Origin of the sequence: Streptomyces sp. YIM 98790, from assembly GCF_011421595.1 — a bacterium.
Taxonomy (GTDB): domain Bacteria; phylum Actinomycetota; class Actinomycetes; order Streptomycetales; family Streptomycetaceae; genus Streptomyces.
Genome location: NZ_WTLH01000054.1, coordinates 15522 through 33084, shown reverse-complemented (window position 1 = coordinate 33084; position 17563 = coordinate 15522). Strand labels below are relative to the sequence as shown.

The following is a 17563-nucleotide window of genomic DNA, read 5'->3' as shown; positions in this document are numbered from 1 at the left end:
GCGGGCGGTGCGCTGCGCCGGCGGCCGGCCGGCCGGCGGCTGGCCCGCGGCCCGGGGGCCGTCAGCAGGGGGTGCGGAACCGCGGCACCGGGACGTCCGACCAGTCCATGTCCGACGCCAGGTAGAAGCTGGTGTAGGAGGGCTGGTTGTAGGTGGTCTGCTGCCGCGCGGTGTCGACCCGGTACTGCAGGTCGTGCATCAGCGTGTACAGCTTGTGCTCCGTGACCTCCGTGGAGACGTAGATCCGGACGGCGGTGCTGTCCTCGGTGCGCACCAGCATCTCCTCCCGCCAGTCGCCGAAGACGTCCGCCACCAGACCCGGGTTGCCCTTGGTCCAGTTGTTGGTGAGCGTCCCGGTGGCGGTGAGCAGGGTGCCGCGCCGCCAGTCGTCGATGGTCGGGGTCTCCAGCACGGTGGTGGCCGCGCCGTTGACGAGCTGGGTGGTCAGGTCACCGGCCCAGCGGATCGACATGTTGGTGCCGGGGATGTCCGGGCCGATCTGCTCACCGGCGGCCGTCCACAGGCCGGCGCCGTGCGAGCCCCAGACCTCCAGGCCCGGGGTCTCCGGGTCGATGTCGCCGACCATGCCGCGGCCGGTGTCCCGGCCGGTGTAGCCGCCGTGCAGGATCTCGCCGGTGGCGGCGTCGCGCAGGACGTAGCCGTAGGGTGCCCAGCGCGCGCCCTCGTGCACCGTCCAGATCTCCTTGCCCGGGCGCTCCGGGTCGATGTCCGCCACGTGCATGGCATCACCGTGGCCGAGGCGCACCACCTCGCCCGGGACCGCGCTCTCCGGCGGGGCCTCGGCGAAGGAGCTGTAGAGCACGGAGCCGTCGTGGTCCAGGGTGGCGGCGCCGTAGACGATCTCCTGGCGGCCGTCGCCGTCCACGTCCGCGGCGGTCATGGAGTGGAAGCCCTGGGTGGTGAGGGTGCCGTACTCGGGGTCGGTGCCGTCGACCCCGTGCGGGCTGTCGTGGAACGGGTTGGACATCGGGGCGTGCCCGCTGTCCACGTACCAGTCCTTGACCAGCCGCTTGCCGTTCCAGCGGTAGGCGACCAGCGTGGTGCGGGTGTAGTAGCCGCGGGCGAAGACGGCGGAGGGGCGCTTGCCGTCCAGGTAGGCGACGGCGGAGAGGAAGCGGTCCACGCGGTTGCCCGGCTCGATCCGGGACATGGCGTAGTCGCCCCACATCAGGCCGTCGTCCCCGCGGCCGGGGGTGTAGCGGACGGTCTGGAGCTCCTTTCCGGTGGCGCCGTCGAAGACGGTCAGGTACTCCGGACCGCTCAGGATGAAGCCCTCGAAGTCGCGCAGCTGGTTGCGGCTGCTGCGGGCAGGGGCGTAGACGTCGATGAAGTGGTCGGCCAGGGCCTCGGCGTCGGTGCGGGAGAGCGGGTAGCCGTACTGCTCCTCGATGCCGAAGGCGGCCTCCAGGGTGGCGGGCCAGTTGCCGGCCACCACCTCGGGGTGCTCGTGCCAGCCGAGGAACATGCCCACCAGGTGGTCGTAGTAGCCCTCGGCGCTCAGCCGGTAGTCGTCCTGGTGGCTGTAGCCGGCCCTGCGGTCGGACCGGGGCATGGTGATGTAGCGCTCGGACGTCACCTCGCCGTCCGCGTCGTAGCGCACGGTCTTCGTCCCGGGTGCGGTCTTGAACATCATCTCCGAGCGGCCGTCGCCGTCGAAGTCGTAGACCAGGAACTGGGTGTAGTGCGCTCCGGCCCGGATGTTGACGCCCAGGTCGATGCGGTGCAGCAGGGTGCCGTCCAGGCGGTAGGTGTCGATGTAGACATTGCCGGTGTAGCCGACCTGGGAGACGTCCTTGGAGTTGGACGGGTCCCACTTGACGATGTATTCGTACTGGCCGTCGCCGTCCACGTCGCCGACGCTGATGTCGTTGGCCGCATAGGTGTAGCTCTCCCCGGCCGGGGTGACGCCGTCGGCGGGCTTGCTGAGCGGAAGGTCGTAGTAGCCCTCCTCCCAGGCGGAGACGGCGTCGCTGCGACCGCGCTCCTTGCCCTTGACGACCGGGGCGACGCGGTACCGGTCGTCCGCATCGCCGTCCGCGTCGAGGTAGTTGGTGGAATCGGTGACGGTGGCTATGGGGTGGCCGTTGCGGTAGACGCGGAAGTCCGCGCCCGCCATTCCGCTGTCGGTATGGCCGGTGACCTCGTCGCCCAGCAGCCGCCAGCTGAGGAACACGCCCTCGGAGGTGGAGACGGCGACCAGGCCGCGGTCCAGGTGCTCCAGTTGCGGGGCGCTGCCCTTGCCCTGGCCGCCCCGGCCCGCGGTGGTGTCGGCGGCGTGGCTCGTTCCGGCGGTGCCGCCGGCCAGCAGCGCGCCGGCCAGCAGCGCGGCCGGCAGCGTCACCGGCCATCGCCGGGACCGGGCGCGCGACACTGCGTTCTGCCCGTGTGGTGTCATCACGACGTCCTTCCGCTCGCGGCAACGGCCGCCGGCCGTTCCGCGAAGCTGAGTATTGAGTCGTTTCAATGCGAGCGCGACGCTAGATGCAGGCTTGAGACGCGTCAATACTTCGCGTCGTTTCAATGACTGTTCAACGAAAACGCCAGGGGCCGGGGGGTTTCCGCCCGGCCCCTGGCGGTCACTGGAGCAGATCCGCGTACTCGGGATGCTTCGCTATCCAGCCGGCGTAGAACGCGCAGGCGGCGACCACCCTCAGCCCCTGCTCGCGCGCCTCGTCCAGTGAGTGGCGCACCAGCGCCGAGCCGATCCCCCTGCCTCCGTACGCCTCACCGACCTCGGTATGCACAAAAGTGATCACCTCGGGAGTACGGCTGTACACGGCGTAACCGGCCACCTCTTCGGCGCCGTCCAGCCGTGCCTCGTACCGGCTCTCCTCGGGAGCGTCCGACACCTCTACGGCCACAGGGCCTCACCTCCGGGACCATCATGGCGCCGGACGGTGGCGCCGCACGGCCGAACCGGCAAGTCAGCCGCCCGAGTTGCCGCCGACGGCCGCGTCGCCGCCCGCCGATGTCCCGGCCGTGGTCCCCTCGGAGGTGGTCCCCTCGGACGTGGTCGAGGTGGTGACGGAGTACCCGTCCTCGGAGGTGGTCCCCTCGGTGGTGGTGCTCGTGCTGACGGAGTACCCGCCCTCCGAGGTGGTGGAGGTGGTGACGGAGTATCCGCCCTCGGAGGTGGTGGAGGTGGTGACGGAGTATCCGCCCTCGGAGGTGGTTCCCTCGGTGGTGGTGCTCGTGCTGACGGAGTACCCGCCCTCCGAGGTGCCGCCGACCGCGTAACCGCCGGACGAACCCCCGCTGCTCCCGCTGCTGGAGCTGCTGCCGGAACCGCTGACGGCGCTGCCCGGGATCCCGTCGGCGGCACCGCCGATGTCACCGCCGCCGTCGCCGCCGACACTCGGCGTGCCGGTGGTCGCCCAGTCGCTGTAGCAGTAGATCTCGTGCGGCTCCGGGTCCGCTGCCGTGCCGTCGATCCCGTACAGCCAGGTGCCTGCCAGCCCCGGCATGGCCTGGGCCGTGGCGTACAGCGAGGGCGTGGCCGGCGAGCCGTACCACACCGCTCCGCGCAGTGTCTTGTCCTGGCCGCTGCAGCGGTACTGGAGGAACTGCAGCCCGAGGCTGACCTCGTACCGCTGCTGGCCGCTGGCCCCGATCGCGGCCAGCGCCTGGGCCACCCGCGAGGTCGTCACCGGGTCGGGCCCGATGCCGCCCGTGCGGCTCCATTGCACCAGCTGCCCGTACTGGCCGTACGCGTAGGTGCCCTGGGCCAGCAGCCAGTCCAGCGCCAGGTGCGCCTCCGTCGTCCGCCCGGCGGCGATCAGCGCCTGGACGGTCATCGCGGTGGCGTCCGTATCCGGCACGCATGCCGTTCCCGGACGCCGCGTGAAGGCCAGCGGGTAGCCGTTCCCGGGGCAGGGCCGGGCGGCCAGGAAGTCCGCCGCCTGTTCCGGTACCTCACCGGTGCGGGCCAGTGCCAGCACGGCCATCGAATGCGAGATCCGGTCGGCGGTCGTGGGCCGGCCGTGCCGGCCGCCCGGCTCGGTGAACCGGCCGTCCGGCCGCAGCCGGCCGCGCAGCATCGAGGTCAGGTCGTGCCCGCCGAAATCGGCGGCGTCACGGCCCTGGACATCGGCGACCAGCGCCAGCTTGGCGGTGCGCAGGACCCGTGAGGTGCCGTGGCCGTGAGGGCTCAGGTAGTCGTCGGCACGGTCCTCCAGCCAGTCGGTGGCCCGGTCGGCCGCCTCACCGCCGGTACCGGTGGCGGCCAGGCCCAGCACGACATCGGCGGTCAGATCATGGTCCCCGTTGGCGTGCGTGCCGTCCGTGAGCCGGCCGATGGACCAGGTGGCCGCACTGCCCGCGGGGGACCGCAGGGCGTAGTACGACCAGTCCATGGCCTGCGCGTCGGCGGGCAGCGCGGTCACGGCTGTGGCGAGCAGCGCGCCCGGAAGTAACAGCGTCGCGGCGCGCCGGAGGGTGGCAACTCTCATGTGCGGCTTCCGTTCCTCGTCGGACACAGCGGGTCTGGGCGGAGCGGTCGGCCGGGCGCAGGCGGGACCTCCGCCGCTCACCACCCGGTACGGAACGACACGGCAGCGGCGGCTGCACAGCGGCTCCCGGGCAGTATCGGCCCCAAATCCCTTGCCGTCTACACCGGTTACCGCCGTGCCGCTGCCCCCGGCAGTCCCGGCAGGGCAGGCAGCCGTGTCTCCGTGGCCAGTCTCCTCAGCCGTTCCTCGATCGACGAGCGGCACGGCGGTCAAGAGGAGCCGGCCGTTGTGCTGTGTCGTGCTTCCGGTGTGCGACCGGGCTGCTCAGCGGCGGTTCAGAGGAAGGTGCGGCATTCGGCGATGCCTTCGGCGAGGTACCTGTCGGTGAATTCCTTGTGCTCGCCCTGGTAGCCGCGCGGGCTGCATTCGACGACCAGGATCAGGCCGAGGTACATCCGGTACAGGGCCATGCGGTGGTGGTAGGCGCGGTCGAACTTCAGCTCGCCGCCCGCCTCCCGGTAGCCGGCCACCACATCGCTGTCCTCGTCGATGTCGCCGCCGAAGGCCAGGGAGATCAGTTCGGCGACCGGGTCGCCCCAGAAGGCCCGTTCGTGGTCGATCAGGCCGGTGATCCGGGGCTCGTCGGGGTCGATGAAGATGTTGCCGGGCCACAGGTCGAAGTGGATCAGCCGGGGCTCGGTGACCTCCTTCAGGGCGTAGCCGCCGGCGTCCACCAGTTCGCGGATCTCCTCCGGCGCGGCGCCGAGCCGGGAGTCCCACCGCTCGGCGTCGTCCAGCAGCGCCTCGACCATGAGGGAGAAGGCGGTGCGCCAGTCCGGCGCGGAGAGCCCGGCCTCGGGAGCCGGGTAGCCGAACCGTCCGTCCGGGGACTCCATGGTGTGCAGCCGCGCCACCACCCGGCCCAGTTCCCGCCGCAGCGCCGACTCAGTCTCGGGCGCCAGGCCGTCCGCGGCCTTGTCCCAGGGGACGCCGGGCAGCAGTGACATGACGACGAAGCCCGGCCCTTCCAGCAGCACATCGGGGCCCGGGATGCCGCCGTGGGCGCCGGCCCGCCGGTAGACCATGGCCTCCGTCGCCATGATGCCGCGCTCGTAGCGCAGCACGGGGACCTCGGAGGGCGGGGCGATCTTCACCACGGCCGGGCGGCCGTCGTCCAGCACCACCCGGTAGGCGGCGTTGTACCAGCCACCCGTCAGTTCGGCTTCGAGACGGCAGCCGACTCCGGTGGCCTCGCGCAGCAGCGCGTCCAGTTGGTCGGCGGTCAGATGACGCTTGGTGCGGCTCTCCATCCGCGCATCCTAAGGAAGCACGGAGGAGCCGCTCCCGCCGGTTTCTTCCGGAAATCTGCAGCTCGCCACCCCGGCCGCCTTCCCCGGCCCGCCGGGGCCGGGCGCACCGCGTTCGCCGAAGGGATGAACGCCGTTACCGGCCCGGAATGGACTTGTCGTCTGCGAATACCCTGCGGAAGGCTTCCTCGTGCGGAACCCCGGCCGGGACTCCGCGCGCCTGGCGATGACGGTAGGCGGCCAGGGCCTGCCTCTCCTCCAGCTCGATAGCGCCGAGCCGGGCACGGACCGGCACGCTGGAATGTGGCTGCTCCGGCATGCACACCACCCTAGTCTTGTGTCGCCTCCGGGGCGGATATGTACTCCCGCAGGTGGCGGGCGGTCAGGGTGTCGGCGTCCGCGACCAGCTCGGCGGGGGTGCCGGTGAACACCACCCGGCCGCCGTCGTGCCCGGCGCCCGGGCCCATGTCGATGATCCAGTCGGCGTGCGCCATCACCGCCTGGTGGTGCTCGATGACCACCACCGTGTTGCCGTCCTCCACCAGCCGGTCGAGCATGGCCAGCAGCCGGTCCACATCGGCCAGATGGAGACCGGTGGTGGGCTCGTCCAGGATGTAGGTGGCGGACTTCTCGGCCATGTGGATCGCCAGCTTGACCCGCTGCCGCTCCCCGCCGGAGAGGGTGTTCAGCGGCTGGCCGAGCCGCAGATAGCCCAGCCCCACATCGACCAGGCGGTCCAGAATGGCGTGGGCCTGCCCGGAGGGGAAGAACTCGTGCGCCTCGGCCATCGACATGTCCAGCACCTCGGCGATGTTCTTCCCGCGCAGCGTGTAGGACAGCACTTCTGGGGTGAAGCGACGGCCCTCGCACTGCTCGCAGACCGAGGCGACGCCCGCCATCATCGCCAGGTCCGTGTAGACCAGGCCGATGCCGTTGCAGTTCGGGCAGGCACCCTCGGAATTGGCGCTGAACAGCGCCGCCTTGACGCCGTTGGCCTTGGCGAAGGCGGTGCGGATCGGGTTGAGCAGCCCGGTGTAGGTGGCCGGGTTGCTGCGCCGGGAGCCCCGGATCGGGGACTGGTCGGCGACCACCACCCCCTCCTGCCCGGCCAGATAGCCGTGGACCAGGGAGCTCTTGCCGGAGCCGGCCACGCCCGTCACCACGGTGAGCACGCCGAGCGGGATGTCGACCGAGACGTCCTGCAGGTTGTGCCGGGTGGCGCCGGAGACGGAGAGGTGGCCCAGCGGCCGGCGCGGCGCGGTGCGGAGCCCGGCCCGGTGGTCGAGATGGCGGCCGGTGAGCGTCCCCGAGGCGCGCAGCCCGGGGACATCGCCGGTGTAGCAGATCCGGCCGCCCTCCGCGCCGGCGCCGGGGCCCAGATCGACCACATGGTCGGCGATGGCGATCACCTCGGGTTTGTGCTCCACCACCAGGACGGTGTTGCCCTTGTCCCGCAGCCGCCGCAGCAGGCCGTTCATCCGCTGGATGTCGTGCGGGTGCAGGCCGGCGGTGGGCTCGTCGAAGACATACGTGACATCGGTCAGGCTGGAGCCCAGATGGCGGACCATCTTCACCCGCTGTGCCTCGCCGCCGGAGAGCGTGGCCGAGGGGCGGTCCAGGGAGAGATAGCCGAGGCCGATCTCCACCAGGGAATCCAGGGTCTGCCGCAGCGTGGCCAGCAGCGGGGCGACGGACGGCTCCTCGATCTCCCGGACGAATTCCGCCAGATCGCTGATCTGCATGGCCGAGCACTGGGCGATGTTGGTGCCCCTGATGGTGGAGGAGAGCGCGGCCTGGCTGAGCCGGGAGCCGCCGCACTCCGGGCAGGGCGCGAAGACCACCGCGCGGTCCACGAACGCCCGGATGTGGGACTGCATGGACTCGCGGTCCTTGCTGAGGAACAGCCGCTGGACCTTCACCACCAGGCCCTCGTAGGTGAAGGTGTTGGTGCCGACCTTGACCTTCTGCGCCGGGCCGTGCAGGAAGATCTTCCACTCCTCGGGGGTGAAATCCCGCAGCTTCTTGTCCGGATCGTAGAAGCCGGAGCCGGCCATGATCTGCCAGTACCAGGAGCCCACCTGGAAGTTGGGGACGGTGATGGCGCCCTCGTTGAGCGAGAGCTCGCGGTCCACCAGCCCGTCGGTGTCGATGTCGGAGACCTCGCCCAGCCCCTCGCACCGGGAGCACATGCCCTCCGGGCTGTTGAAACTGAAGGCGCTGGAGGTGCCGATGTGCGGGGAGCCCAGCCGGCTGAAGACGATCCGCAGCATGGTGTAGGCGTCGGTGGCGGTGCCGACCGTGGACCGCGAATTGGCGCCCATCCGCTCCTGGTCCACCACGATGGCCGCGCTGAGATTGTGCAGCCCGTTCACATCGGGGCGGCCCAGGCTCGGCATGAAGGACTGGATGAACGCCGTGTACGTCTCATTGATCAGTCGCTGCGACTCGGCGGCGATGGTGCCGAAGACCAGGGAGGACTTCCCGGAGCCGGAGACCCCGGTGAAGACCGTCAGCCGGCGCTTGGGGATGTCCAGCGAGACATCCGCCAGGTTGTTCTCCCGGGCGCCGCGCACCTGGATGACACTGTGCTGGTCGGCGGGGTGCGGCTGGGGGTGCGGGGAGGGCGTCCCGTGCGTCATCGGCGGTCTCCTCGGGTCCGTGCGAAGGCACGAACGAACGTACCCGCCGGCACTGACAGACGGCTGTGCGGGGCGTCAGCGCCGCCCGCGGCGCGGGTCCTCCGGTGCGCCGCCCCGCCCCGGCCCGTCCCCGCCGGACCCGTCCCCGCCGGACCCGTCCCGGCCCGTCTTGTCCCCGCCTGGCTCGTCCCGGCCTGGCTCGTCCCCGCCGGGTTCGGGGCGGCGCAGTTCCAGGTAGTGGGTGTGGGACTGCTGACGCAGTTCGAGGGACTCCCGTACCGAGCCCGCCAGCCCGGTCAGCTCGGCGTGCAGCGAGTCGAGCTGGCGGCGGAGCTGTTCCTCCGGGGACTCGGTGCCCGGCGCCAGCCGCGACCACCACCGGGTGCGCAGATAGCCGTCCACCGCCTCCGGGATGTCCTGGCGGATGGCACTGCCCAGCGCGTGCAGCACCCGCGCATCCCGCGCGGTCTCCTCCGCACCGGTCAGCCCCTCCAGCAGGCCGTCCAGCTCGCCGAGCCGGGTGGTCGCCGGGGCCGGCAGCTCCAGCCCGGCCAGGTAGCCGCGCAGCACGGCCAGATCGGTGCGCAGCGCGGCCAGCAGTTCCCCGGGCGAGGCGAAGCGCGGCGGATCGGGCCGTTCCGGCGGAGCCAGCAGCGCCCCGGCCGCATACAGCGCGGCCACCACGGCCGGCCACCACGGCCCGGTGGCCCCGGCCAGGGCCAGGGCCACCCCGGCCAGGGCGCAGGCGCTGCCGGTGAGGTTCTTGCGGGACTCCAGCCGGCGCAGCAGCCCGTTCACCGGCCGCCGAGCGCCGCCGCCGTTCGCGCCGCCGCCCCCCGTGCCGCGTCCCGTCCCGTCACTGGTAGCCACGGATCTCCCGGAAGGCGTCGTCGAGGGAGCCGTTGACCGCGTCGAAGACCTCCCCGCCGGTCAGCGCGGCAATGCCTGCCAGCTCCGCGGGCGCGGCCTCGCCGAACAGCACGGTGAACACCGGGACGGTCCGCTGCGCCTCCGGCAGGTCCTCGTGGAAGGCGGTGAAGTCCTGTGCGTCCGGGCCGTGGTTGCTCTCGCCGTCGGTCATCAGCACGATCGAGGTGAAGGCATCGTCCGGGGACTCCTCGGCCAGCACGTCGTAGGCCTCCATCAGGCTGCCGTACACATTGGTGTCGGCGACGGTGTAGAGGCCGTCGATGGTCTCCCGGACGGCGGCCAGCGCGGCCTCCGGGTCCGCAGGGTCCACGGTGTGCGTCTCGGTGAAGAGCACCGAGGTGGAGAACGGCATCAGGGTCACCTCCTCGCGTTCCCGGAACGTCTCGCCGGGCGCGGTCCCGCCGGTCTCACTGCCGGTCAGCCGGCGCAGCGCCGACTTCAGCGCGGCCAGCCGCTCGCCCTCCATCGAGCCGGAGACGTCCAGCACATAGACGGTGCGCGAGGGCCGGCGGAGCTCGCTGTCGAACGCCTCCAGCAGACCGTGGGCGACCTCCAGGGAGCCGGGATAGGGCAGTTCGCGGCGGCCCTCGCCCTCGATCGCCTCCGCCGGCGCCACCTCCGGGATCACCGGCCGGCGCAGCGTCTGCTCGGTGAGGGCCCGCTGCGCCTCCTCCCCGCGCAGCCAGCCGGCCAGGGTGCGCAGCGCGTCCCGGGCCTCCGGGGAGGCGGAGGAGAGCGTGGTCAGCGGGTAGCGGGCGGAGACCACGCCGTCGGCGGGCAGCACCACGGCCAGCCCGGCGTCGTGGTCGCGGTTGAGGGAGAGCAGCACCGACTCGTAGTTGATCAGCGCGTCCACATCCGTGCGGCCGGCGAAGGCCTCGGCCAGCCAGCCGGAGGAGCCGGAGGTGAGGCGCTGCCCGGCGAAGAACTCCTGCAGCCGTTCGCGGCCGGTGTCGATGTCCTCGGCGGTCAGCGCGGACTGGGCGCCGGAGAGCGCGGAGGCGACGGAGATCAGCGCGCTGTAGCCGGAGTTGGAACGGACCGGGTCGGTCATGCCGAAGGTCAGCTCCCCGTCGGCGGCGGCCCGGTGCATCTGTTCCCAGGTGACCTGCCCGGCGTCCCAGCCGAGGCGGTCCATGGCCTCCCGCCGGACCCCCAGTGCCACCGGTGAGGTCATCACCGGGGTCTCGGAGACGATCACCTCGGCGGCACCGGGGTGCAGCCGCAGGTAGTCGTTGGTGGCCAGCCAGGCGGCGTCGTAGCCGGCCGCGTTCTCGCCGCCGGAGGCGAGCAGGCGGCTGGCCTCCAGGGTGCCGCTGAAGGTGATCTCGGCGCGGACGCCGGTCTCCTCGGCGGCCCGCTCCAGCAGCGCCCCGGTGTCCTCCAGCTCGCTGCCGGCCAGGATACGGACGGTGATCTCCTCACCGCTGCCGCTGCCGCCGTCACTGCCGCCGCCGCCGTCACTGCCGCCGCCGTCGCTGCCGCCGCCGGTGCAGGCGGTGGTCAGCGCGGTGAACGCGAGCAGCGCGCCGGCCGCCAGCGTCCGCACCGTCCGGGTCATGGGCGGGCCTCCTGTTCCCGGGCCCGCTCGGCCATGTCCCGCAGCACCGGAGAGGTGGGCGAGGGCGCCTGGCGGACCCCGGTCAGATCGTGGTTGAGGTAGCCGGTGAGCCCGGCCGTCGCCGCGGCGAACTCGGCCGTGGAGCCCTGTGGCCGGAAGCCGTGCCGGACCGCCAGGGCGCGCAGCTCCGGGTCGTCGGCCAGCAGATCGCCGAGCCGCCTGCCCGCCTCGGTGAACGGCACCACGGTGTGGTCGCTGGCCACGGTGGTGTCGGGGTAGAGCACCACCAGGTCCTCGGGCGGCTGCTCGCCGTTCAGCAGCAGGGACGCCACCTGCGACTCGTAGACCAGCACCAGCGAGTTGCCGATACCGCTGAGGAAGTCCCGGAACGGGGCGTCGGAGCTGGACTGCTGGGCGCCCTGCACCTGGATCAGGCGGCGCAGCAGCGGAGCGGTGCGCTCGATGGCCTCCGCGCCGTCGGCCACCCGGTCGCCGTCCGCCACATAGGAGGCGGCGGCCAGGTACAGGGCGCCGGAGTTGGAGGCCAGCGGGTCGGTGGTGGAGACGTAGAGCGTGCCGGAGAGTTCGGTGTGCCGCTCGGCACCGGCCAGTTCCTGCCAGGTGCGCCCCTCTTCCACGGCGGCCAGGTAGGGGGCCATGCGCAGCAGCCCGCGGCGCTCGCCGTCGAGTTCGGCCAGCCCGTTGTCCGCCAGCACCCGGGCGGCGGAGGAGCGGGCCATCACCACCAGCGGGGAGTAGAAGGGCCGGGCCGGCAGCTCGGTGTCGCCGACCCGCTGCTGGAGCACGTCGGCCGGCCCCTGGCTGCCGGGGAAGGCGAAGTCGTAGCCGTCGAGGTCGGCCTCCTCCATGGCCCAGGAGCCGACCGGGTCGATCCGCACGGTCAGGCCCCGGTCGGCCAGGACCCGGGTCACCTCCGGATCGGCGAAGAACCCGGACTTCTCGGAGCCCACCATGCCGTACACGGTCGTCGTTGCCGTGCCGCCGTCGTCGTCCGCGCCCGCTTCGCGGAGCAGCACGGCCGTCACGCCGCCGAGCAGCAGCACCGCGAGGACGATACTCAGGATGCGTTTCACACCATCACGGTGGGTGCGGCGGTGAAAGCGCGGCGGTCGCGCAGGTGACCGGAAGGTGACGGCTCGGTCCCGGAACCCCGCCCTCCCCTCCCGGGGCGGCCCGCGGGGGCAACTCCGGGGGCTATTCCGCCACTTCGGCCCGGCGTCCGGCGGACGGCGCGTCCGCCCCGCCCGCTGCGGTGGCCCCGTCCGCCGCGGTGGCCGCGGTGGCAGCGGTGGCCGCGGTGAGCGCGGCCAGGGCCGCGGCGGGGTCGTCGGCGTACCAGCGGACGGTCCGGGCGGTGGCGGTACGGCCCAGCGGGCGGCGGAAGACCACCGGCTCGGTCAGCTCCACGACCAGCGAGGTCTCGCCGGAGATCGCCAGCTCCGCCCGCCCGTCCGCGTCGGTGCGGAGCAGCCCGCGGGCCGAGTGGCGGCGTTCCCGCCGCACCGAGGCGATCCGGCCGGCCGGAATTCTGATGTCGACCAGCGCGCCGTAGCGCAGCCGCAGCGAGCCGTCCGCGCCGACCACGTGCGGGCGCACCGCGCAGGCGGCCTGCAGGCCCAGGATGAACAGGATGCCCCACAGGTCGATCGCCAGCACGATCGCGTGCACCAGCGGCCAGGGGATCAGAAAGGCCAGCGCCACCGTCTCCACCACCGAGACGAACAGCATCACCTGGACCGTGAAGAGCTGTCCGCGGGCGTAGCCGACGGCCGTGTCGCCGGGGCCCACACCGTGCGGACGGCGCAGCACCAGCCGGCGCAGCAGGCTGCTGTAGAGGGTGCATTCGTGGCGTGCCAGCCGCAGCGTGACAGTGGCGGCCCGGGCCGCGGCGCCGCTCACCGGGCCCGCTCGCGTACCAGCGCCACGGCCTGCCGTACCGCCTCGGCCTGGGCCGGTGCGTATGCGGCGAAGAACGCCTCGGCGAAGCCGCCGTCGGTGTCCTCGGGCGCGGCTGCTCCGACCGCCCGGGCCACCTCGTCCGGCACCATGGCGGCGATGGCGCGGGCCAGCTCGCCGACCCGGGGGTCGTCCGGTGCGGCGTCGGCCAGCTCGTCCATCCGCTCGTACACCCGGTAGGCCCGGTGCATCGCCTCGGGGCCGCTGCCCATGGCCTGCCGCAGGCCCGCCAGCCAGCCGCCGGCCTCGGCGGTGGGCGAGGACTCCAGCATGGCCAGCAGTTCCCGCTCCCGGGCGGCCGCGGCCGGTTCGGGCCCGGGCAGCAGCGCGGCCGCCTCGGCCATCTCGGCGAACAGGGCGTTGAGCTCGGGGGAGACCGGGGCCTCGGCGGGCAGCCCGCCGGGGTGGGCGTCGGCCAGCTCGATCAGCTCGGCGATCCGGGCCCGGCGGCGCCGGATGGCGTCCTCCTGGCGGGCCAGCTCGGCGTCCAGCTCGGTCAGCACCTCGTGCAGGTCGGCGCCGGGGGTGCCGTCCTCCAGCACCTCGGCGACCTCGTCCAGGCTCAGGCCCAGTCCGGTCAGGCGCCGGATGCGGCTGAGCCGCACGGCGTCCCTCAGCCCGTACGAGCGGTAGCCGTTGGGCTTGCGCTCGGGCTCCGGCAGCAGGCCGATCCGGTGATAGTGCCGCACGGTCCGGGGCGTCACCCCGGCCATCGCGGCCAGCTCTCCAATCCGCATACGCCCAGTAGAGACGTTGACGTCACGACAAGGTCAAGCGCCGCCGGGCCGTGCGTGCCGGGCCGTGCGTGCCGGACCCGTGCGTGCCGGGTGGCGCGGCCCCGGTGGCCTCAGCGACGCACCGGGGCCGGGTCCTCGGGCGCGTCGTCGTGCGGGGTGCCGGGGACGGGCTCGGTCAGCCAGAGGAATTCCGGGCCGAGCCGGACGAGCTGCCCGGTGCGGACGAAGGCACGCAGGCCGGTGCGGGTGAGCCGCTGCGCCTCCCAGCGGATCACCCCGGGGCCGTCCTGCCGCCCGTACCAGCGGTGGGTGAGCCGGACGCAGGCGGCACCGTGCGGGTCGGGGAACGGAATCCGGTACCGCTCCAGCCCGGCCCACGGAAACCGGCCGGCCAGCCCGGCCAGCTCGGCCGCCACCTCCGCCACCCGTTCCGGCGCCACGCCGTCGTTGCTGCGCACGCAGGCCAGCAGCCGTTCGCCCTCCACCCACCAGGGCGTGGCCCGCGGGTCGAGCGCCGAGGCGCGCACCTCGGGCACGGACAGCAGCAGCCGGGCCGCCTCCCAGTCGTCGGTGAGTGCGCCGCCGCCCCCGTGTGCCTCCCCGGCCGGCCCGTCTCCCTCGTCCGGCGGCTCGTCCTCCCAGGCGGCGGCGGAGGAGACGTAGGGCAGCGCCAGGGGCAGGGCGACGCACCAGACGGTGAGGTAGTCCCGGGCGGCCTCGGCCGCCCGCGCGGCACCGGTGAAGCGGCAGAGCTCCCAGGCGTCGTCCTCGTCGACCAGCGGCAGGTCGAAGACGGTGACCGGGAAGCCACGGACCCGGGTGCGCAGCACGGACAGGGCGGTCAGCCCGGCGGCGTGCCGGGCGAGGGCCGCGGACCAGTCCAGCTCGGCGGCCTCCCGCCGCCACTGCCGCCGGCCGGCGCCGCCTTCCCGGGCCAGCCGCCGCTCGCGCTCGGCGAGATCCTCGGGGACGTCCTGGTCGATCCGGCCGAAGCCGCGGGCCTCCCGGACGGATTCGCGCTGGTAGGTCATGCCGTCGTGGCGGGCCGCGTACTCCTCGCGGGCCCGCCGGGTGCGTTCCCAGCGCTCGGCGCAGGCGGCCCGGTCGCGCTCGGCCCGGTGCAGTCTCCACCGGCCGGCGAGCACGTGCCGGCCGCCGACCGCCGCCAGCCACAGGCCGACGGCCAGCCCGAGCCCGGGCAGCCCGAGGGCCAGCCCGCCCAGCATGAAGACCAGGAGCGAGACGACCGCCAGGCCGCCGTGGGCCAGCGAGCGGCGGCCGGCCGTCAGCCGGGCGGGTAAACCCGACCCCTGGACGGAACCGGAAAAGGGGGTGCGCTGCATGGCGCTCGTCCTCCGTCCGCCCCCCAGGCGAGATGAAGGTGGATCGCGTGAGGCCGTATCTTTCGCCCTCCGGCCCTTCTTGTACAGCTCTCGCACAGCCGCCCGGCTGTCGGAGGGCCCGGGCATCATGGGGGGTATGCCCGAAGGAGACACGGTCTGGCAGGCCGCGCGCCGGCTGCACGACGCGCTGGCCGGGCACCGGCTGGTCCGGTCCGACCTGCGCGTTCCCCGGCTGGCCACGGCCGGGCTGGGCGGGCGCACGGTGCTGGAGGTCACACCGCGCGGCAAGCACCTGCTGGCCCGGCTGGAGGGCGGGCTGACCCTGCATTCGCATCTGCGGATGGATGGCTCCTGGCAGGTGTACCGCTCGGGCGAGCGGTGGCGGGGCGGTCCGGCGCACCAGATCCGGGCGGTGCTGTCCACTGCCGGGCACTGCGCGGTCGGCTACCGGCTGCCCGTGCTGGAGCTGCTGCGCACCCGGGACGAGGCGCGGGCGGTGGGGCATCTGGGGCCGGATCTGCTGGGGGAGGACTGGGACGCGCGGGAGGCGCTGCGGCGGCTGCTGGCCGATCCGGCGCGCCCGCTGGGCGCCGCCCTGCTGGACCAGCGCAATCTGGCGGGGGTGGGCAATGTCTTCATGGCGGAGCTGTGCTTCCTGGCCGGGTCCACGCCGTGGCGGCCGGTGGGGGAGGTGGCCGCGCCGGAGCGGCTGGTGGCCGACGCCAGGCGGCTGCTGGAGGCCAACCGCGACCGCCCCGACCGCACCACCACCACCACCACGGCCGTCACCGTCCCAGTCACCGTCACCGCAGCCCGGGCCCCGGCCCCGGCCCGGGCCCCGGCCCCGGGCGGGCGGCGGGGCGAGCGGCTGTACGTCTACGGCCGGGCCGGCCGTCCCTGCCTGCGCTGCGGCACCCCGGTCCGCTCCGCCATGGCACAGCACGACGGGCGCGGCCGGGAGCGTCCGGTCTACTGGTGCCCGCGCTGCCAGAGCGGCCCGGTGGGCGGCCGGTGAGCCCGGGTGTCCCGGGCCCTCGGCCGCCCCCCGGGCGAGGTCAGCGGACGGTGGTGAGTTCCGCCTCGGCCGGGTGGCCGGCCCCGTCCCCGGCCCCGGCGCCGGCCGCGACCGGGTCCGGCCGCCCCGCCGGGCTCTTGCCGCCGCGCCGGAGCGTCCCGGACAGTGCGATGACCAGGCCCAGCGCGGCGAAGCCGGTGACCGTGTACAGCGCCGGGCCGAAGCCGGCCAGCAGCGCGTCGGCGCCTTCCCGTCCCCGGCCCTCGCCGTTGGCGGTCAGCACCGCGGTGACCACGGCCAGCCCGAGCGCCCCGCCGACCTGTACCGAGGTGTTGAGCAGGCCGCCGGCCAGGCCCTGCTCGTGGTCCGGGACGCCGGCGGTGGCCTGGATGTTGAAGGAGGCGAAGGCCAGCATGAAGCCGATGCCGAGCAGGATCATGCTGGGCAGGGTGCCCGCCGCATAGGGCAGGTCCCTGTCCAGGACGAGGAACAGCACGTAGGCGAGGAGATGCGCCACCACGCCGCCCGCGATGGTGCGCGCGGTGCCGAAGCGGTTGATCAGCGGCTCCATGCGCGGGGAGCCGAAGGCGACGATCAGGGCCGCGGGCAGGAAGCCGAGCGCGGTCTCCAGCGGCGACCAGCCCAGCACCGACTGCAGGTAGAGCATCAGCACGAACTGGAAGCCCAGGTAGCCGCCGAAGAAGACGGCGACGCCGAGGTTGGCGCGGGCCAGCGGGCCGGAGCGGAGGATGCCCAGCCGGATCAGCGGGTGCCGGCTGCGCGCCTCGATCAGCAGGAAGGCGGTGAGCAGGACCGCGGCGGCCAGGAACTGCAGCAGGGTGCGGGGCGCGGACCAGCCGGTCTCGGGTGCCTCCACCACCGTGTAGACCAGGGTGAGCATGGCGGCGACGCCGGTCACCGCGCCGGGGAAGTCGTAGCCGCCCCCGTGCCGCGCGGAGGGCACGTCCCGGGGCAGCAGCCGCTGCGCGGCGACCAGTGCGATCAGGGCTATCGGCACCGGCAGGAAGAAGGTCCAGCGCCAGCCGACGCCGGTCAGCAGCCCGGAGAAGACCAGTCCGGCCGAGTAGCCGCTGGCGCCGAAGACGGCGAAGATGCCCAGCGCCCGGTTGCGGGCGGGCCCCTCGGCGAACGTGGTGGTGATCAGGGAGAGCGCGGCCGGGGCGGTGAAGGCCGCCGCCGCACCCTTGATCAGACGGCTGGCGATCAGCAGGGCACCGTCGTCCACCAGGCCGCCGAGGAGCGAGGCGACGGCGAAGATGCCGACCGCCCAGAGGAAGACGCGGCGGCGTCCGAGCAGGTCGGCGGTGCGTCCGCCGAGCAGCAGCAGGCCGCCGTAGCTGAGGATGTAGCCGCTGACCACCCACTGCAGTGCGCTGGTGGAGAGCCCGAGGTCGTCCTGGATGGAGGGCAGCGCCACCGCCACCATCGACACGTCGAGCGCATCGAGGCCGACAACGAGAGAGACGGTGAGCAGGACGCCCCACAGCCTGGCGTCCCACGAGGTCGAGGTCGTGGATGAACTCATGGGCGAGACACTACATGCGCATGCATCTAATCCCAACGC

Annotated in this window: 13 protein-coding genes; 1 reads left to right on the top strand and 12 read right to left on the bottom strand. The window is 73.3% G+C overall.

Annotated features, from left to right (window positions below; translation table 11 throughout):
* Positions 1-61 precede the first annotated feature (61 nt).
* From GQS09_RS12065 to GQS09_RS12015, 11 genes are all read right to left on the bottom strand, one after another.
* Positions 62-2416 (bottom strand): rhamnogalacturonan lyase, encoded by a 2355-nt coding sequence (locus GQS09_RS12065; RefSeq protein WP_165986031.1) that lies wholly within the window; start codon positions 2414-2416, stop codon positions 62-64.
* A 181-nt stretch (positions 2417-2597) separates the two neighbouring features.
* Positions 2598-2882: a GNAT family N-acetyltransferase gene (locus GQS09_RS12060; RefSeq protein ID WP_165986030.1), complete on the bottom strand. Its 285-nt coding sequence runs from the start codon at positions 2880-2882 to the stop codon at positions 2598-2600.
* A 63-nt stretch (positions 2883-2945) separates the two neighbouring features.
* The gene (locus GQS09_RS12055; protein WP_165986029.1) at positions 2946-4469 is read right to left on the bottom strand and encodes a hypothetical protein; all 1524 of its coding nucleotides are present in this window, start codon (positions 4467-4469) and stop codon (positions 2946-2948) included.
* A gap of 335 nt (positions 4470-4804) precedes the next feature.
* Positions 4805-5779 carry a phosphotransferase family protein gene (locus tag GQS09_RS12050; RefSeq protein WP_165986028.1) on the bottom strand — a complete coding sequence of 325 codons (975 nt, stop codon included), beginning with the start codon at positions 5777-5779 and terminating at the stop codon, positions 4805-4807.
* A gap of 326 nt (positions 5780-6105) precedes the next feature.
* Positions 6106-8415, bottom strand: a complete 2310-nt coding sequence (locus GQS09_RS12045; protein WP_165986027.1) for an excinuclease ABC subunit UvrA — start codon at positions 8413-8415, stop codon at positions 6106-6108.
* Positions 8416-8490: 75 nt separating this feature from the next.
* Positions 8491-9285: a hypothetical protein gene (locus GQS09_RS12040; protein ID WP_313896107.1), complete on the bottom strand. Its 795-nt coding sequence runs from the start codon at positions 9283-9285 to the stop codon at positions 8491-8493.
* Positions 9272-10906: a VWA domain-containing protein gene (locus GQS09_RS12035; RefSeq protein ID WP_165986026.1), complete on the bottom strand. Its 1635-nt coding sequence runs from the start codon at positions 10904-10906 to the stop codon at positions 9272-9274. Before GQS09_RS12035 ends, GQS09_RS12040 begins: the two co-directional genes overlap by 14 nt.
* Complete coding sequence (locus GQS09_RS12030) at positions 10903-12000, bottom strand: hypothetical protein (RefSeq protein WP_313896106.1); 1098 nt, start codon at positions 11998-12000, stop codon at positions 10903-10905. The genes GQS09_RS12035 and GQS09_RS12030 overlap by 4 nt, the downstream gene beginning before the upstream one ends.
* A gap of 121 nt (positions 12001-12121) precedes the next feature.
* Positions 12122-12826 (bottom strand): hypothetical protein, encoded by a 705-nt coding sequence (locus GQS09_RS12025; RefSeq protein ID WP_165986025.1) that lies wholly within the window; start codon positions 12824-12826, stop codon positions 12122-12124.
* Positions 12823-13620: a MerR family transcriptional regulator gene (locus tag GQS09_RS12020; protein ID WP_165986024.1), complete on the bottom strand. Its 798-nt coding sequence runs from the start codon at positions 13618-13620 to the stop codon at positions 12823-12825. Before GQS09_RS12020 ends, GQS09_RS12025 begins: the two co-directional genes overlap by 4 nt.
* A 110-nt stretch (positions 13621-13730) precedes the next feature.
* Entirely contained in the window at positions 13731-14963 is a 1233-nt protein-coding gene (locus GQS09_RS12015) for a hypothetical protein (RefSeq protein ID WP_165986023.1), read from the bottom strand.
* Positions 14964-15099: 136 nt separating this feature from the next.
* On the opposite strand from GQS09_RS12015, the gene GQS09_RS12010 reads away from it, so the two are divergent.
* Positions 15100-15978, top strand: coding sequence for an Fpg/Nei family DNA glycosylase (locus GQS09_RS12010; protein ID WP_165986022.1), 879 nt, complete (start codon positions 15100-15102; stop codon positions 15976-15978).
* Between the two features lie 40 nt (positions 15979-16018).
* On the opposite strand, the gene GQS09_RS12005 is transcribed toward GQS09_RS12010, so the two are convergent.
* The gene (locus tag GQS09_RS12005; protein WP_165986021.1) at positions 16019-17524 is read right to left on the bottom strand and encodes an MFS transporter; all 1506 of its coding nucleotides are present in this window, start codon (positions 17522-17524) and stop codon (positions 16019-16021) included.
* Positions 17525-17563: the final 39 nt, after the last annotated feature.

Coding starts and splice junctions, on each gene's coding strand:
- GQS09_RS12005 (WP_165986021.1), bottom strand. CDS start 17,524: ATGAGTTCATCCACGACCTCGACCTCGTGGGACGCCAGGCTGTGGGGC.
- GQS09_RS12050 (WP_165986028.1), bottom strand. CDS start 5,779: ATGGAGAGCCGCACCAAGCGTCATCTGACCGCCGACCAACTGGACGCG.
- GQS09_RS12045 (WP_165986027.1), bottom strand. CDS start 8,415: ATGACGCACGGGACGCCCTCCCCGCACCCCCAGCCGCACCCCGCCGAC.
- GQS09_RS12065 (WP_165986031.1), bottom strand. CDS start 2,416: ATGACACCACACGGGCAGAACGCAGTGTCGCGCGCCCGGTCCCGGCGA.
- GQS09_RS12035 (WP_165986026.1), bottom strand. CDS start 10,906: ATGACCCGGACGGTGCGGACGCTGGCGGCCGGCGCGCTGCTCGCGTTC.
- GQS09_RS12020 (WP_165986024.1), bottom strand. CDS start 13,620: ATGCGGATTGGAGAGCTGGCCGCGATGGCCGGGGTGACGCCCCGGACC.
- GQS09_RS12015 (WP_165986023.1), bottom strand. CDS start 14,963: ATGCAGCGCACCCCCTTTTCCGGTTCCGTCCAGGGGTCGGGTTTACCC.
- GQS09_RS12010 (WP_165986022.1), top strand. CDS start 15,100: ATGCCCGAAGGAGACACGGTCTGGCAGGCCGCGCGCCGGCTGCACGAC.
- GQS09_RS12055 (WP_165986029.1), bottom strand. CDS start 4,469: ATGAGAGTTGCCACCCTCCGGCGCGCCGCGACGCTGTTACTTCCGGGC.